This window comes from Dermacoccus sp. MPR-E5 (assembly GCF_058809565.1).
In genome coordinates, this window is sequence record NZ_JBXASS010000014.1 from 61,533 (window position 1) to 78,651 (window position 17,119).

A 17,119-nucleotide genomic window follows, 5' to 3' on the forward strand; every position below is an offset into this window, starting at 1 on the left:
GTGGGGCGGCCATCTTGTCGAAGGAGGGCGATGAACGAGCACAGGGGTCTGCGGGCGTCAGGGTGGCCGGGGGTGGTCGTGCTCGCCCTCGGCATCTTCGCGATGGTGACGGTCGAGGAGCTGCCGATCGGCGTCCTCACCCTGATCAGCGACGACCTGGGCGCCTCCGAAGGAGCCGTAGGCCTCGGCGTGACGCTGGCCGGCGCCGTCGCCGGCGTCATGGGATTGTCGACGTCACTCGCCATCGGCACCCTCGATCGCCGCGTCGTGCTCTTCACGGCACTGCTCGTCGTCGCGGCCGCGACCACGGCGTCCGGGATGGCGACGAACGTCGCCGTCTACCTCGTCGCGCGTTTGTGCGCCGGGTTCGGCATCGGCGTGTTCTGGGCGCTCATCGCCATCGTCGCCTCCCGCATCGTCGCGCCCGAACGCGCGGCGCTCGCGACCACCGTCGCGTTCGCGGGGGCGTCGGGAGCGACGATCCTCGGCGTGCCGATCGGCACGTGGCTCGGCACGACGTGGACGTGGCACGTCGCGTTCTACGCGCTCGCCGCGTTCTGCTTCGTCATTGCCGTGGCGCTGTGGTTCCTCGTGCCGAGTGTGCTCGTCGACGAGAAGTTCACGACCGACGGGTACCGCCGCGCCTGGTCCATCGGCCCGGTGCGGCTTGCGTTGCTCGTGACGGCGGTGCTCGTCGTCGCGCAGTTCTGCGCGTACACCTACGCGAGCCCTGCGCTGCAGGAGTTCGCGCACGTCAGCCCCGCGGGTGTCGGCGCGATGCTGCTCGTCATGGGCATCACCGGGTTGTTCGGCAACGTCGGCTCAGCGCCCATCATGCGACGTCGCCCGATGCTTGCGCTGCTGCTCGTCACGTGCGGCATGACGGCCGGCATCGCGGGCCTCATGCTCTCGGGAACCGCCGCCGTCGCGGCCCTCGCGATGGGCGTGTGGGGACTGTTCGGTGGCGCGATGGCCGTCGTGCTGCAGCACTGGGTACTGACGAGCGCCGGGCCCTACGCCGAGCCCGCCGCAGCGCTCGATTCGGGCATCTTCAACTTCGCGATCGCCGGCGGAGCCGCCCTCGGAGCGTTCGTCCTCGACGTCTCGAACATCCACACCGTGTTCGTCGTCGCCATCGTCGGCACACTGACGGCGACCGCCATGGTGCTCGCGTACCGGCGTCGCGTCACGGCCTGAGGGCTGCATCCCGCGGCGAACGCAGGGCCCAGCCGCGCCATTTCGTGCACGTCAGGTCATCGCCGCATGCCCCGAGCTCGAACACGCTGTGGCGCAAGCGTGTTTCGGGCGTGTGACACGGCCTGGACGCCGCTGAAACGCGGGGGCCGTCGTCGGCATAATGGCGAACATGTCGCAACTTCTGCACTTCACGACCACTGACGCGGACCGTTCGGCCACCGAGCCGCTGCGCGACGACATCCGTCTGCTCGGCGGGTTGCTCGGTGACGTCATCCGCGAGCACGAGGGTGAACGCGTCTTCGGCCTCGTCGAGGACGCCCGGGTCAAGGCGTTCGGGGTGCGTCGTCAGGAGGTCGACCGCGCATCGTTCGGCGACACGCTGACGGGGTTGTCGACGCGCGACGCCCTCCACGTCATCCGAGCGTTCAGCCACTTCGCGCTGCTCGCGAACATCGCGGAGGATCTGCATCGCGAGCGTCGCCGCGCCGCTCACGTCGCGGCGGGGGAGGACCCGCAGGACGGCTCGCTCGCGGCGACCTTCCGCAAGCTCGCCGGCGCCCACATCGACGGTGACACGGCCGCCGAGCGGCTGGCGGGCGCCACCGTCGTTCCCGTCATCACGGCGCACCCGACGGAGACGCGCCGCCGCACCGTCTTCGAGGCGCAGAGCCACATCAAGCGCCTCATGCGGGAGCGCACGCGCATGCAGCTCGACCCGAGCGAGGATGCGGAGAACCTGCGCCAGATCAAGCTGTGGGTGCTGACGCTGTGGCAGACGGCCCTCATCCGGCTGAGCAAGATCACGATCACCGACGAGATCGACGCGGGCCTGCGCTGGTACGACGCCGCGTTCTTCGAGGTGATGCCGACGCTCAACGCCGAGCTGCGTGACGCGTTCGCGGCGCTGCTCCCGGGCGCTGGAATCGCGGATGAGCCTGTGCTGCAGGCTGGTTCGTGGATCGGTGGCGACCGTGACGGCAACCCCAACGTCACGGGTGACGTCGTCGCCTACGCCACACGCCGTGCCGCGCAGACGGCTCTCGATCACTACCTCGACGAGCTCGACAAGCTTCAGACGAGCCTGTCGCTCTCCCGACGGATGGCACCCGTCACGGACGAGTTGCTGACCCTCGCGAAGCACGCAGCTGACGCCGGCGACGCCCGCGACGACGAGCCCTACCGTCAGGCGTTGTCGTACGTGCACGACCGGCTCATGGAGACGCATGGAGTCGTCGTGGGGGCTGATCCGGGCGATCCCGGCGCGGTCGGTTCGGCGGGCGCGGCAGGTTGGGTCGGCGCGGTCGGCGCGGGGCAGGGCGGTGAGGCTGACGACCCGTACGTCGCCTATGCGACGCCCGAGGAGTTCCTCGCCGACCTCGACGTCATCGACGCCTCGCTGCGCAGCACCCGTGACGATCTGATCGCCGACGACCGACTCGCCACGCTGCGGGAAGCGGTGCGCACGTTCGGTTTTCACCTCTACGGCCTCGACCTGCGCCAGAACTCCGAGACGCACGAGGCGACCATCGCGGAGCTGTTCGCCTGGGCCGGCGTCTGCGACGACTACGCCGCGCTCGACGAGGACGCCCGCGTCGAGCTGCTCACCGCCGAACTCGCGAACAACCGTCCCCTCGCCGGGCCGAATGCGACGTTCAGCGAGACGACGACGAAGGAACTCGCGATCACCGCGGCCGCCGCACACGCCGTCAGGACGTTCGGTGAGAAGGCCGTGCCGAACCATGTCATCTCGATGTGCACGAGCGTGTCCGACATGCTCGAGACGGCTGTCCTGCTCAAGGAGGCCGGGCTGCTCACGGTGACGCCCGAGGGTCCGCGCTGCAGCGTCAACATCGTGCCGCTGTTCGAGACGATCGAGGATCTGCAGGTCTCCGCGACGACGTTGCGGGCGGCGCTCGCCGTCCCCGCCTACCGCGCCCTCGTCGATTCGAAGGCGCCGCCCGCCGACGCCCCTTGCGCGCAGATGCACCCGGGTGCACCTGCACGCAAGGGTGGGGGACTGCAGGAGGTCATGCTCGGCTACAGCGACTCGAACAAGGACGGCGGCTACATGGCCGCGAACTGGGCGCTGTACCGCGCGGAACTCGACCTCGTCGAGGTGGCCGAAGAAGCCGGCATCCGACTGCGGCTGTTCCACGGCCGAGGCGGCACCGTCGGACGTGGTGGTGGCCCGAGCTACGACGCGATCCTCGCGCAACCGCCGGGCGCCGTGCGTGGCTCGCTGCGCCTCACCGAACAGGGCGAGATCATCGCCGCCAAGTACGCCGAACCGAAGCTCGCCACGCGCAACCTCGAGGCACTCGTCTCCGCGACGATCGAGTCGTCCCTGCTCGACGTCGAGGGTCTCGAACCGTCCGAGGTCGAAGGTGCCTACGCCGCGATGGACAAGATCGCCGCCCTCGCCCGCGAGGCGTACGGCGACCTCGTGCACCGCACCGACGGATTCGTCGACTACTTCAAGACGTCGACGCCCGTCGCCGAGATCGGCGAACTCAACATCGGCTCCCGCCCCAGCTCACGAAAACCGACGTCGTCGATCGCCGACCTGCGCGCCATCCCGTGGGTGATGTCGTGGTCGCTGTGCCGCGTCATGCTGCCCGGCTGGTACGGCACGGGCACCGCCCTCGAACGCTGGATCGGTGACGACGACGCGCGCCTCGCGCAACTGCGCGGCTACGTGGAACGCTGGCCTTTCTTCCGCTCCGTCATCTCCAACATGGCGCAGGTCATGGCGAAATCCGACCTCGGACTCGCCGCCGAATACGCCGAACTCGTCGAAGACGCCGACCTGCGAGCGCGCGTGTTCGACAAGATCCGCGACGAACACGCCCGCACCCTCGCCATGTACGAGAAGATCACTGGCCACGACGACCTGCTGTGGGACAACGCCGCCCTCAAACGTTCCGTCTTCAACCGCTTCCCCTACCTCGAACCCCTCAACCACCTGCAGGTCGAACTCCTGCGCCGTTACCGCGCCGGCGACGATGACCCCCAACTCAAACGCGGCATCCTGCTCACGATGAACGGACTGGCGACAGCGCTGCGCAACTCGGGTTGATGCCCGTCGCAAGCTCCGGCCATCAACCCGAGTGCGATGCTTTTGACGCTGACTCCTCAGCGCTCGCCTAGCGGCTCGCTTGATCGTCGTCAGCGTGCGGGTTGATGGCCGTCGCAAGCTCCGGCCATCAACCCGAGTGCGATGCTTTTGACGCTGACTCCTCAGCGCTCGCCCAGCGGCTCGCTTGATCGTCGTCAGCGTGCGGGCTGACCTCGCAGGCTCGGTCACCCGGAGTTCGACGTTCTTTGGCGCCGACTCCTCAGCGCTCGCCCAGCGGCTCGCTTGATCGTCGTCAGCGTGCGGGCTGATGGCCGTCGCAAGCTCCTGCCTTCAACCCGAGTGCGATGCTTTCGACGCTGACTCCTCAACGCTCGCCCAGCGGCTCGCTTGATCCTCGTCAACGTGGGGCTGACGTCGAAGGCTCGGTCAGCGCGAGCATCACCGGGATGCCACGATGAGGGCATGAGCGACACACTGATCCTGGGCGCCGGCGGGCTGTACCCGCCGCTCGTCGAGCAGCTCGTCGATGACGGCGCCTTGACCTGGCCACGCGGTGGCGCTGACCGACGCGCGATGCTCGACGATCACGCCGCCGACATCCGCGTCGTCGTCACCAGTGCGGGCGTCGGAGCGGATGCGCGCCTCATCGACGCGCTGCCGAACCTCGAACTCATCGCCAACTTCGGTGTCGGCTATGACGCGACGGACGTCGACGCGGCCACCGCGCGTGGCATCCCGGTGACGAACACCCCCGACGTCCTCGACGACTGCGTCGCCGACCTCGCCATCGGCCTGACGATCGACGTCATGCGCGCCATCTCCGCCTCGGATCGGTATGCGCGACAGGGTCGTTGGGAGAGTGTCGGCCCGTACCCGCTGCAGCGGCGCGTCACCGGAGCGAAGGTCGGCATCCTCGGTCTCGGCCGCATCGGGCAGGCCATCGCGACGCGATTCGAGGGGTTCCGCTGCCAGATCAGGTACCACAATCGTTCGCGCAAGGACGTCGCCTACGACTACGAGGAGAGCCCCGCGGCGCTGGCCGAATGGGCCGACGTCCTCGTCGTCGCGACTCCTGGCGGCGCGCAGACGAAGGCGCTCGTCGACGCCGACGTGCTCGCTGCCCTCGGTGAAAACGGCTACCTCGTCAATATCGCGCGCGGCAGCGTCGTCGACCAGGAGGCGCTCATCGAGGCGTTGCAGCATGACGCAATCGCGGGCGCCGCGCTCGACGTGTTCGCCGACGAGCCGCGCATCCCGCAGGAGCTACGCGACCTCGACACGGTCGTCATCACCCCGCACGTCGCGAGCGCGACGCACGAGACGCGCCGCGCGATGGCCGACGTCGTCCTTGCCAACATCGACGCCCACCGTGCGGGCCAGGAGCTGCCCACCCGCGTCAACTGACGATCAATGACGGCCCTTGCGCCACGACCACCCTCGCGGCGAGCGTCATGACTCGTCCTCGGCCTTTCCGCATGGCCGAGCCGGAGGCAGGCGAGACTGCGGATGCCGCCCGCGAGTCCGGTCCCGGATTGGAGCCAGGTGGGCGTATGTGCCGATTCCGAGCGTGTGGGAGAAGACGATGCTGGACGAGGCCGAGACGAGCCGGTACGTGATGCTGGCGCGCCGCGAGTGGAGCGAGCAGGCTCCGAGCGTGGTGGATCAGTTGGAAGACCCGCAGGCGTTCTTCCAGGATCTGGGGCTGCGCGCGGTGACGCGGATCGGGCAGATGTGCGAGCAGATGAACGCGCAGGTGCCGCAGAACCTGTCGTACCTGGAACGGGTGGGGCAGTTGAAGGCGATCCGCAAGCAGGCCGAGGAACTGGTGCTGCAGGAGCTGATCTACGAGCCGCTTGAGCAGCCGCAGTGCAGCAGTCAGAACCCGGGCGAGCAGTTGGGGGAGGTGCAGGCGCAGGCGCCGCACCCACGCGACCTGGAGATTGACGTGGTGACGTTGCGTCACGAGGCGGAGGACATCGCCGAGGAGGAGGGACTGCCGCAGGGCAGCTACGACCCGGAACAGCAGGCGAGGCTGGACTGGATGCTGCACGTTCGCCCGCTGATCGGGTTGGACCCGTCGCAGATGAGCGAGCAGGCGGCGAACGAGGCAGCGGCGCAGTTGAGGACGTGCTGGCGAACAGGCCGTAGCTTTCCGGCCCGTCAGCAAGGGCGATCTGGCTCCGTCTGGGCCGAAGGCGCGCTTCGCGGCGAACCTCACCCTCATGACCACCAGTCGGCAGGTGCGCGACTAGCAGCGCCCCGCGACAGCGGTTGAGCAGCGTGTGATGGCGCGCTGGTCGAGTTGGGGTGCAATCGACTCTTCGGCAGCCCCTGGTGCTGCCATGTTGTCGATCCGTGCGCCGAATGACAGCCTCTACCGAACCCGGGGCGATTCAACTCGCGATATGGATGCCCCGGCGCGGTTGCATCGGGCTGGAAGAAACAACCGCACTCTGGTTAGCTGCAGGCAGACCCGTAATCCACGGGCCCCTCGACGGGCCGCTTCGAGCTGGGGCGGTCGAAGGAGTGAAAGACATGGCAACTGGTAACCGCGCCGTGGTGTTCCACGGTACCGAAGACATGCGAGTCGACACCGTCGATTACCCCAAGCTCGAGATGCCGAACGGCCAGAAGGCCCCGCACGGCGTCATCCTCAAGATCGTCGCAACGAACATTTGCGGGTCCGACCTGCACATCTACCGCGGTTCGTTCCCGGTGCCCGAGGGCATGCTCATGGGTCACGAGATGACTGGGCAGGTCGTCGAGGTCGGCCCTGACGTCGAGTTCCTGTCCGAGGGCGACCTCGTCTCCGTCCCCTTCAACGTCGCCTGCGGCCGCTGCCGCAACTGCCGCGCCCGCCACACCGAGGTGTGCGAGACGACGAACCCCGACGCCTCCTGCGCCGCCTACGGCTTCAACCTGGGTAACTGGGACGGCGGCCAGGCCGAGTACATGTTCGTGCCCTACGCCGACTTCCAGCTCCTGCGCTTCCCCGACAAGGACCAGGCCATGGAGAAGATCCGCGACCTGGCGCTGCTGTCGGACATCCTCCCCACCGCATTCCACGGTCTCATGGAAGCCGGCGCCAAGCCGGGCTCCACCGTGTACATCGCCGGCGCTGGCCCCGTCGGACGCTGCGGCGCTGCTGCGGCCCGCCTGCTCGGTGCGTCGTGCATCATCGTCGGCGACTACGACCAGAAGCGACTCGACCTCGTCAAGCGCAACGGCTGCGAGACCATCGACCTGTCCAAGGACGTGCCCCTGACCGACCAGATCGAGGCCATCCTCGGTGAGCCGATGGTCGACAGCGCCGTCGACTACGTCGGATCCGAAGCTCACGGCATCGGCTCCGACGCGGACAAGCTCATGCCGCAGGCCGCGATCAACCAGGTCATGGACGCAACCCGAGCCGGCGGCGCCACGGGCGTCATCGGTGTCTACGGGCCCGACCCGCTCGCGCCGACGCAGGAAGGAAAGGAAGGCACCTTCCCGCTGGACTTCGGCAAGGTATGGATCAAGTCGCCCCGCATCTCCGCGGGCCAGGCGCCGATCATGCACTACAACCGTGAACTCATGATGGCCATCCTGTGGGACCGCATGCCCTACCTGAGCGACATGCTCAACACCAAGGTCATCAGCCTCGATGAGGCCCCTGACGCATACGCGAAGTTTAACGAGGGTTCGGACGAGAAGTACATCATCGACCCGCACGGGATGATCAAGCACTGATCGTCTTGCACGCCTGAACGTGTGTGTGGGGCCCCCCCAAATTTGGGGGGGCCCCACACACGTTCACCGGCAAGCCTGGGCAACTGGCTCGAACCAGGCCTTTGCAATAGCCGAGGAATGCGGCTGACCGATGTCGAGATGCGCCGTACTTTGCACACGACACGCCTCGAACATTGCACAGTCGGGCCCGGAGCCACCCGCGTGCGCAAAGTCGAGGAAGACCTCAATATCGGCGCGTTCAACTTAGGAAACGCATTGGCTGCGTGGCTCGCTGGCGCCGCCATCGGGGCCGGTTTCGGGTACGCCTCGGCCAACATTGTCAGCGCTATGATGACCGCAGCGGGGTTGGCCCTCGCCTTTGTCACCCTGCGACTGGACGCGCCCGAGCGTCGCCACATCTCATCCCCGCACAACGCATCTCATGACCGCAACGCAAGGGAGAACCCCATGAGTGCCACCCTGCCCCTGGCCGGCCAGAACATCCTCATCATCGGCGGTGCGCGCGATATCGGGTTCGCCATCGCGAACGCCATCCATGAAGCCGGCGCCACACCTGTCATCGGTGCTCGTGACCTGGTGAAAGCGCGCGAGGCCGCTGAGCGGATCCCCGGAGCGCGAGCTGTCAGCATCGACATCACCGACGAAGACAGCATCGTGCGCGCTCTGGACGAGGTCGGACCACTCGATCACATCGTCACCACCGCGTCTGCGCATCACAACGTGCCGGTCTCGCAGCTCGACCACGACCATGTCGTCTCCGCCTTCGAGGCCAAGGTGATCGGTCCGATGTTGCTGGCGAAGCATGCAGCCAAGACGGTTCGCCCCGACGGCAGCCTTCTGCTGTTCTCCGGCGTCGCCGCGTGGAACCCGTCGCCCGGATACGCCGTCATGGGCATCACGAACGGGGCGGTCACCTACGCCGTCACGCATCTTGCAAAGGAGCTCGCTCCCATCAGGGTCAACGCGATCTCGCCCGGCATCATCGATTCCGGCAGCTGGGATGCGATGGGAGACAACGCGAAGCACGAATTTCTCGAGGACTCCGGGCGCGCGACCCTGGTCGGCCGAGTGGGGCGGAACGACGACATCACACGTGCCGCCCTGTGGCTGCTCGAAGGGTCGTTCGTAACTGGCGAGACCATCCACGTCGACGGCGGCGCACGCATCGCCTGACCATCCGGCAAGCCCAACCACCTCAACGAGGTAAACCACCAATAGGGCCGTCCCTAGATTCCGCATCTCCGAAAGTGCACACCTGAGAGGGTGCCTACTTTCGTTGGGTGGGTACACCCCACTGGCACGAGCCGTCGCTCGTCGAGTGCGCGTGCACATAGGGCTGGTCGACGTCTTATCGTCACCGCTGGCCGCTGCGAGACAAAGCGCGTGAGAGCCGGGACCCTTCCAGGCAGGGTTTCCGGCTCTCACGCGTGACGCGGCGCAAGGCCGCCGTCGAATTCTCGGACCGCGATTACTCAGACGTCGATCGCAGACGTCTCAGACCTCGACGCCCGGGTGCGTCAGTTCTTCGTCATGATGACGGTGACGAGGCCACCGGCGGCGGCGAGGTTGCCGAAGAAGGCGGTCATCTGCTGGTTGCGGGCCTGCGGGTCGTCCTTGATGTCCCAGAAGTTGTGGGCGGAGACCGTCGTGGCGGCCAGCAACGGCAGCAGGCCGATGGCGGCGAGACGGGACTTGATGCCGAGGCCCATCGCCGCGCCGAGGGCGATCATGCCGGCGCCGTTGGCCTGGATGAGCTGCTCGGACGTGAGCGGGAGCTGACCCTTGAGGCCGTAGCGCTCCTGCGCGGCGTCGATCATCGGCACGAGGTGAGCGCGGTTCTTGATGGCGTTCTGGCCGCCGTAGACGAACAGCGAACCGACCATCGCGCGGCCGAGAGCCTTGCCGGGGTTGAACATGCGAATACCACCTTCGTTGAAGAATCAACGACGCTGAGCGCGCCGTTCCGTTCGATGCCCAGCCTATGATGTCGCGCTGCGATCCGCATTCCCGCGGGCGTGGATGCCTGACCTGCGGGCTGATGCGGGGTGCGTCAACAGGCCGAGGCAACCGCAGATGGGTGAGCCCCGGAGCGTCAGTTCACCCCGTCGACCGGCCGACCGTTCTCGAGGTAGAGGCAGTGAGGGGCGCCCCAGCCGTGCGCGACGCGCCGTCCGACGGGCTTCGACAGCAGGGCCAGCGCCTCGTCGCGTTCGGCGAAGCGGTGGGAGGCGATCTCGTCGGCCTGCAGGCGGATCGAGGCAATCTGCTTGTCGTCGAGGGTGCCGCAGTCGAAGAGGAAGCGCAGCCCCAGCTTGCGCTCGAGCTTGCCCGGGCGGGTGTCGACGATGACGAGGTGTCCGCTCGTCACGACCAGCCCCGTCTCTTCGAGCACCTCGCGCCGGCATCCATCCCATGGACTCTCGCCGTCGGCCTCCATCGCGCCGCCGGGGATCGTCCAGCCGCTCTTGTATGTCGGCTCGAGGATGAGCAGGCGCCCCGAACGATCGAAGAGCATTGCGCCGGCGGAGGCGGGAATCTCTGGTGGGTTCCATGGCATGGCTCGAACGTATCGTCTCGGGCCGGGGGAGCCGAGCGGGTCATCGCACGTCGTTCGAGGGGCGGGCGTGGTTCGCCCGGCCCGGCAGTGGCCGGGCGGCGCTGAGATGCGCACGGATCGCTCGGCCGGGCGCCGGTCGGAAGAGCCTGTGGCGATGAACCCCTGGCGCGGCCGACGCAGTCTGTGATGTGATCGAGGTAACTATTGAGCATTGCTCAACAATGCTTCACGACGATGAACGAGGTGGCAGACATGGATGTTCACGGCGCGGTGTGCGTGGTGACCGGGGCGGCAGGCGGGATCGGCGCGGCGCTTGCGGAGGCGCTGCTCGAACGCGGCGCGAAGGTCGCCCTCACCGACCTCGACGGCGAACGTCTCAGTGCCACGCGCGAACGGCTCGCCACCGCCCACGGCGACGTGGTCGCTGCTGCCGGTGACGCCTCGAGCGCCGCCGACATCGCCGAGGTCATCGCCCTCGCCGAACGCGAGTTCAGTGCGCCGGTCGACGTCTACGTCGCGAACGCAGGCGTCGGCGTGGGCGCAGATCTGGCCGACGAGGCGAGCTGGGCCACCGCGATCGACGTCAACCTCATGGCGCACGTGCGCGCCGCGCAACAGCTCGTGCCGGGATGGGTGGAGCACGGCCGCGGCTACTTCGTCTCGACGGCGTCGGCTGCCGGCCTGCTCACGCAGATCGGCTCGTCGACGTACGCGACGACGAAGCACGCGGCGCTCGCCTTCGCCGAATGGCTCGCCGTGTCGTACGGCGACAAGGGCGTCGGCGTCAGCTACCTGTGCCCGATGGGCGTCGACACGAACCTGCTGACCGAGACCGGCGGCGCCTCGCGCGTCGCGCAGCGCGCCGTCACCGAATCGGGCCCGGTGCTCACGCCCGCGCAGGTGGCGGACGACGTCATGCGCGCGATCCAGAACGAGACGTTCCTCGTGCTGCCCCACGCGAACGTGCTCGACATGTACCGCGCCAAGGGCGCCGACTACGACCGGTGGATCCGCGGGATGCAGCGCTTCCGCGCGCACTTGGCGTCGAACTGACGTACGCGACGGTGGGGCCGGGCGACGGTCGACCGGAGGGAATACCCCCTGGGGGTATGGTGTTGTGTGTCAGAAAAACACGACGAAGGAGCAGTCATGGCTGAGCAGAACACCAGCACCTACACCGTCATCGGCATGACCTGTGGCCACTGCGAGATGAGCGTGCGCGAGGAACTCGAGGAGATCCCCGGCGTCAGCGACGTCGTCGCCAACCACGAGAGCGGCGTCGTGACGTTCACCTCCGAGCAGCCCGTGAGCCGCGAGCAGGTCGACGCCGCCGTCACCGAAGCCGGATACCAGCTCGCCTGAGGATGATCGAGCCGACCACGCAGACCCCGACCCCCACCCCAGCGGCGCCAGTAGCCCCCAAGGCTCCGGCAACGCCGACGCAGAGTGTCGAACTGGCGCTGACGGGCATGACGTGCGCCTCGTGCGCGAACCGCATCGAACGCAAGCTCAACAAGCTCGACGGCGTCGAGGCCAGCGTCAACTACGCGACGGAGAAGGCACGCGTCGCCTTCGCCGACGACGTGACGCCCGACGACCTCGTCGCAACGGTCGAGAAGACCGGCTACGGCGCGAGCGTCATCACGCCGGAACCGGTTTCCCCGCCGTCATCGGCCGACGCTGACGCCGCGCACCTCGGCGCTCACGCCCGCGAAGCGGGCGAATCACCGGCCGACGCGCACGTGCGCGAGCTGCGGCAGCGCCTCGTCGTCAGCGCTGTGCTGACCGTGCCCGTCGTGCTCATGGCGATGATTCCGCCGCTGCAGTTCACGAACTGGCAGTGGCTGTCGCTGACGCTCGCGGCGCCCGTCGTGGTCTGGGGTGCGTGGCCGTTCCATCGCGCCGCGTGGACGAACCTCAAGCACGGCGCGACGACGATGGACACCCTCGTCAGCGTCGGCACGATCGCGGCGTTCGCGTGGTCGCTGTACGCGCTGTTCTTCGGCGACGCCGGCATGCCGGGCATGAAGCACGGCTTCGACTTCGGCGCGACGCGAGGGCACGGTGCGTCGAACATCTACCTGGAGGCGGCCGCCGGCGTCACGACGTTCGTGCTGCTCGGACGCTTCGTCGAGGCGCGTTCGAAACGCGCGAGCGGCGCCGCGCTGCGCGCCCTGCTCGACCTGGGGGCCAAGGAGGCGACCGTCCTGCGCCCCGGCCCTGACGGCGTCGAGCGCGAGCAGCGTGTGAACGCAGGCGAACTCGTCGTCGGCGACCGCATCGTCGTGCGACCCGGCGAGAAGATCGCGACCGACGGCGAGGTCGTCAGCGGTGACAGCGCCGTCGACGCCTCGATGGTGACGGGCGAATCGGTGCCCGTCGACGTCGGCCCCGGTGACGCCGTCATCGGGGCGACGCTCAACACGAGCGGACGGATCGTGGTGCGCGCCACCCGCGTCGGCGGGCAGACGCAGCTCGCGCAGATGGCGAAGCTCGTCGAGGACGCCCAGAACGGCAAAGCGGACGTGCAGCGGCTCGCCGATCGCGTCTCCGGCGTCTTCGTGCCGGTCGTCATTGCGCTGTCGGTGCTGACCCTCCTCGGCTGGCTCGTCGTGACGGGCGACGTCGAAGCGGCGTTCACCGCAGCCGTCGCGGTGCTCATCATCGCGTGCCCCTGCGCGCTGGGTCTTGCGACGCCGACGGCGCTCATGGTGGGTACCGGGCGCGGCGCGCAGTTCGGGGTGCTCTTCAAGGGCCCCGAGGTGCTCGAGGCGACGCATCGCATCGACACGGTCGTGCTCGACAAGACCGGAACGCTCACCTCCGGCGAGATGTCGGTCGGTGAGATCGTCTGTGCCGGTGGTGAATCCGAGGACGACGTGCTCGCTGTTGCGGCAGCCCTCGAGAGCGGCTCGGAGCACCCGATCGCTCGCGCCATCGCCGACGCGGGCCGCGACCGCGTCGGCGATCTGCCGGCCGCCGACGGTTTCATCAACATGCCCGGCGAGGGCGTGACGGGGCGAGTGCGCGTGCCCGGCTCGAACGCGGAGGCAGCCGCCATGGTCGACGTCATCGTCGGCCGCCCGGATGCTCTCGCGGCCCGGGGCATGGCTCTCGACGGCCACCTGCGTGGAGCCTTCGACGATCTCGAATCGGGTGGCGGGACGGTCGTCGCCGTCGGATGGGGCGGCGCGGCGCGTGGCGTCATCGCCGTCACCGACACCGTGAAACCGACGAGCGCGGATGCCCTGCGCGGACTGTCGCGCCTCGGCCTGCACACCGTCCTGCTGACGGGCGACAACGAACGCGCCGCGCGGAGCGTCGCCGACGCGGTCGGCATCGACGACGTCATCGCCGGTGTGCTGCCGGCGGGCAAGGTCGACGTCATCACGCGCCTGCAGGGTGAGGGACACGTCGTCGCGATGGTCGGCGACGGCGTCAACGACGCTCCCGCGCTCGCGCAGGCCGATCTCGGCATCGCGATGGGAACGGGCACGGACGTTGCGATCGAAGCGGCCGACGTCACCGTCGTGCGCGGCGATCTGCGTCTCGTCGGCGACGCGATCCGCCTGGGCCGCAGGACGCTGCGAACGATCAAGAGCAACCTGTTCTGGGCGTTCGCGTACAACGTCGCAGCGATTCCGTTGGCCGCCGCGGGGCTGCTCAACCCCATGATCGCGGGCGCCGCGATGGCGTTCAGCTCGGTGTTCGTCGTGCTCAACAGCCTGCGGTTGCGCCGATTCGGCGGGACGGCGGAGCAACAGTCGAGTCATCGATCGAACGAGGAGGGTGGGCGCGCGTGAACGAGACGAAGTCGAAGGAGCCGGCCGTGGAGGCGATGCGGCAGGAACCCGTCGTCGACGCACTGACGGGGGCTGAAGACGCCCTGGTTGACGCTGTGGAGCCGGGCAACGGGGTGGCCGATGGCGGCCATCACGCCGCGCGGTCGTCGTGCTGTGAACCGTCGAAACCGGGGTACGAGAACGCCGGGTCGAAGGATGCTCTGTCGAAGCGGCTCAAACGCATCGAGGGGCAGGTGCGCGGCGTCGAGAAGATGGTCGCGGACGACCGGTACTGCATCGACGTCCTCACCCAGATCGCGGCCATCCAGTCGGGGTTGAAGGCCGTGGCGCTCGGGCTGCTCGACGACCACATGGCCCACTGCGTCGTCGAGGCTGCTCGAGCCGGGGGCGACGAACAGGCCACCAAGCTCGCCGAGGTCAGCGACGCCCTACGCCGATTCGTGCGCTGATGCTCGCCCGCCTCACGCAGCCGAGTCAGTTGATGCTGGCCGAGTCACACAGGACTGACTCGGCCGGCACCAACTGACTCACCTGCGCGGCGCCTGGGTGCGAGCGCTGGATCGATCACGCCCCACACACTCGAGCACGCGAAAGGCGTCAGCTGTTCATGCCCCGCGCTGCGACGGCCCAGGTGTCCACGAGCGTGCCGTTGCGTACGACGTCGACCGCGTTGGCCAGGTTGATCGCGTTGCAGCAGTGATTCGGCACGACGCGCACCGTCGAGCCGAGCGCGGGCAGGGAGGCGCCGGCCATGTCGACGACGGCGTGATGCTCGGACATCTGCACGATGCGCGCGTCGGGATGGTCGAGCAGTCGACCGTGGCCGCTCGCCCAGGGCGCCTTGTCGGCAGCGAGCGTCTTCGACCCGGCATCGAGCACGAGACGCCCACCCGAGTGCGAGACGACCCGCGCGTGTGCGGTGAGCGCGATATCCCCGGCCGCGCAGGCTCCGAGTTCCCACTGCTGCGCATCGTTGAAGACGTACGCACCTGGCCGCATCTCCGTGGGGGCGGCATCCGTCGACGGGCCCGTGCCGTCGTTGACGGCGGAGGTGTCGCCAGGCAGGCTCGTGAGGGCGCTGCCCGACGACGACGCAGCCCTCAGCGTGCCCGCGCGCGCGCCTTCGCCGGCGCCGTTGCGTGCAGCGAACGCCATGCTCGGGCTCGACCCGCCGCTACGAACGTGCGGTTCGATTCCCTTGGCGCGCAGGGCTCGTGACGCGCCGGCGAGCGCAGCGCGTTCGTCGTCAGCGGACTGGGCTCGGCCTTCCGGCGAGTACGAGTGGCCGGGAAAGGTGAAGACGCCGCGCACGTCGAAGCCGAGGCTCGCGATGCCCGCGGCGAGCTCGCCTGCGTCACGCGCCGGGATGCCGGTGCGGTGCTGACCCGAGTCGAGCTCGACGAGGACCTCGACCACCGCAGAGCCGAGCGGCTTGCGCAGCTGGCGCGCGGCCGTCATCGAGTCGCAGCCGACGCCTACGCGCGCGCGTTCCGCGAGGGCGCGCAGGCGCCGCCCAGCCTCGTCGTCGACCCACAAGGGGGGGTAGGCGATGAACACGTCGTCGAAGCCCGCGTCGACGAAGACCTCGGCCTCACCGATCGTCGCGACGGTGATGCCGCGCGCCCCCGCGTCACGCTGCATGGTGGCGATCTCGGGCATCTTGTGCGTCTTGACGTGCGGCCGCAGCGCGACACCGGCGTCACGACCCAGGCTCGCCATGGCGTCGATGTTGCGTTCGAGCACGTCGAGGTCGGCGACGAGGCGGGGCGTGGCGGTCACGAGAACTCCTGGCGGTCGGATGCATTCATTCTGCCGGTCGCCGGCCGCAATCTTGTGCTCCCTGTGCGGGGAACCGCGCTTCACGTGATGCGTGGCGACGAATCGTGACGTGCGCGGGCGCGTCACCAGTCCGCGCGCGTCGTCTCGTGCTGTCCTTCGAGTTCGGTGAATCCGGCGTCGATGATGCTGACGCGGCCCGGCGTCGCGGCCCAGTGCGCCGGTGTATCGCGCACGATGCGGACGCGGTGGTCGTCGGCCGCCCACCGTGCGCGCTCCTCGCCGCTCATCGATTCCCACGCTCGCTGCGCCGCGTGCGCGCACTGCGCGGCGCTCTTTCCGCTCGTCATCGTGACGAGGGGGCTGAGGCGGACGGTGACCATCGCATCCACGTCCTGCGGGTCGCGAGCGTCGCTCGTTCCATCGTCGGGGTGCGACGGGAGCTGCGTGCCCTCGACCTGCATCTTCTTCAGCTCGGGCGGCAGCGGTGACGTCGGCGCCGGCGTGAACGTACGAGCCTCGGCGCTGCCGTGACGCGCCGTCACCCCGTCGAGGGCCTGCGCGTCACTCCAGCGCTTGCCGCTGCAACGCCTCACGATCTTGCGGATGGCGATGCCGCGCCAGGCGTCGACGGCGTCGAGCATCGCCGTGTCGGGGGCGGGCGTCTCGACGCCGCCAGCGGCGCCGTCGTCGTCGGCGCCGTCGGCGTCAGAGGACACGACGGGGTGCGCGCGGCGCTCGGCCTCGACGAGCAATCCGACGCAGGCCTGCGCGGCCGCGGCGCAGGCGTCGAGTTCGTACGGTGGCGCGGTCTTCTCGACGCGCAGCGCGATCTGCATGGCCAGAGGCGGGGCGTCGGTCTCGGGCGCGGGTCTCGTCTCACTCACCGCACCATTGTGGGGCAGGGGGCCCGGGGCGCGAAGAATGGCGACGATGCGAGCTGCCACGTGTTGGACGCCGCGAAGGCCCCCCCCCCCCGGT

At 68.8% G+C, this 17,119-nt stretch carries 14 protein-coding genes; 10 read left to right on the top strand and 4 right to left on the bottom strand.

Annotated features, from left to right (window positions below):
* Window positions 1-30 precede the first annotated feature (30 nt).
* From AC1RS9_RS11465 to AC1RS9_RS11490, 6 genes are all read left to right on the top strand, one after another.
* On the top strand, window positions 31-1,197 hold the full coding sequence (locus AC1RS9_RS11465; protein ID WP_338812363.1) for an MFS transporter: 1,167 nt from the start codon (window positions 31-33) through the stop codon (window positions 1,195-1,197).
* Window positions 1,198-1,366: 169 nt separating this feature from the next.
* The gene (gene ppc, locus AC1RS9_RS11470) at window positions 1,367-4,273 is read left to right on the top strand and encodes a phosphoenolpyruvate carboxylase (protein ID WP_492921563.1); all 2,907 of its coding nucleotides are present in this window, start codon (window positions 1,367-1,369) and stop codon (window positions 4,271-4,273) included.
* 462 nt (window positions 4,274-4,735) lie between these two features.
* On the top strand, window positions 4,736-5,677 hold the full coding sequence (locus tag AC1RS9_RS11475; RefSeq protein WP_239303108.1) for a 2-hydroxyacid dehydrogenase: 942 nt from the start codon (window positions 4,736-4,738) through the stop codon (window positions 5,675-5,677).
* Between the two features lie 148 nt (window positions 5,678-5,825).
* On the top strand, window positions 5,826-6,548 hold the full coding sequence (locus AC1RS9_RS11480) for a hypothetical protein (protein WP_239303107.1): 723 nt from the start codon (window positions 5,826-5,828) through the stop codon (window positions 6,546-6,548).
* A 260-nt stretch (window positions 6,549-6,808) separates the two neighbouring features.
* The gene (locus tag AC1RS9_RS11485; protein WP_208065639.1) at window positions 6,809-8,002 is read left to right on the top strand and encodes an alcohol dehydrogenase catalytic domain-containing protein; all 1,194 of its coding nucleotides are present in this window, start codon (window positions 6,809-6,811) and stop codon (window positions 8,000-8,002) included.
* 117 nt (window positions 8,003-8,119) lie between these two features.
* Window positions 8,120-9,175, top strand: coding sequence for an SDR family oxidoreductase (locus AC1RS9_RS11490; RefSeq protein WP_242686974.1), 1,056 nt, complete (start codon window positions 8,120-8,122; stop codon window positions 9,173-9,175).
* A gap of 344 nt (window positions 9,176-9,519) precedes the next feature.
* Here AC1RS9_RS11490 and AC1RS9_RS11495 read toward each other — a convergent pair whose 3' ends face one another.
* A complete protein-coding gene (locus AC1RS9_RS11495) occupies window positions 9,520-9,918 on the bottom strand; it encodes a DoxX family membrane protein (RefSeq protein ID WP_006945735.1) in 399 nt (132 codons plus the stop codon).
* Window positions 9,919-10,094: 176 nt separating this feature from the next.
* Window positions 10,095-10,559, bottom strand: coding sequence for an NUDIX domain-containing protein (locus tag AC1RS9_RS11500; RefSeq protein WP_074045984.1), 465 nt, complete (start codon window positions 10,557-10,559; stop codon window positions 10,095-10,097).
* A 252-nt stretch (window positions 10,560-10,811) separates the two neighbouring features.
* Between AC1RS9_RS11500 and AC1RS9_RS11505 the strand changes: the two genes are divergently transcribed.
* The 4 genes from AC1RS9_RS11505 to AC1RS9_RS11520 all read left to right on the top strand — a co-directional run bounded on the left by AC1RS9_RS11505 (window position 10,812) and on the right by AC1RS9_RS11520 (window position 14,811).
* Window positions 10,812-11,612, top strand: coding sequence for an SDR family NAD(P)-dependent oxidoreductase (locus tag AC1RS9_RS11505; RefSeq protein ID WP_074045997.1), 801 nt, complete (start codon window positions 10,812-10,814; stop codon window positions 11,610-11,612).
* 96 nt (window positions 11,613-11,708) lie between these two features.
* Window positions 11,709-11,921, top strand: a complete 213-nt coding sequence (locus tag AC1RS9_RS11510) for a heavy-metal-associated domain-containing protein (RefSeq protein WP_074045985.1) — start codon at window positions 11,709-11,711, stop codon at window positions 11,919-11,921.
* A gap of 2 nt (window positions 11,922-11,923) precedes the next feature.
* Window positions 11,924-14,362 carry a heavy metal translocating P-type ATPase gene (locus tag AC1RS9_RS11515; RefSeq protein WP_143181525.1) on the top strand — a complete coding sequence of 813 codons (2,439 nt, stop codon included), beginning with the start codon at window positions 11,924-11,926 and terminating at the stop codon, window positions 14,360-14,362.
* On the top strand, window positions 14,359-14,811 hold the full coding sequence (locus AC1RS9_RS11520) for a metal-sensitive transcriptional regulator (protein WP_354083491.1): 453 nt from the start codon (window positions 14,359-14,361) through the stop codon (window positions 14,809-14,811). The genes AC1RS9_RS11515 and AC1RS9_RS11520 overlap by 4 nt, the downstream gene beginning before the upstream one ends.
* A gap of 148 nt (window positions 14,812-14,959) precedes the next feature.
* Here AC1RS9_RS11520 and AC1RS9_RS11525 read toward each other — a convergent pair whose 3' ends face one another.
* Window positions 14,960-16,141 carry an alanine racemase gene (locus AC1RS9_RS11525; protein ID WP_074045999.1) on the bottom strand — a complete coding sequence of 394 codons (1,182 nt, stop codon included), beginning with the start codon at window positions 16,139-16,141 and terminating at the stop codon, window positions 14,960-14,962.
* Window positions 16,142-16,263: 122 nt separating this feature from the next.
* Window positions 16,264-17,025 carry a peptidyl-tRNA hydrolase gene (locus tag AC1RS9_RS11530; protein ID WP_253184173.1) on the bottom strand — a complete coding sequence of 254 codons (762 nt, stop codon included), beginning with the start codon at window positions 17,023-17,025 and terminating at the stop codon, window positions 16,264-16,266.
* Window positions 17,026-17,119 lie beyond the last annotated feature (94 nt).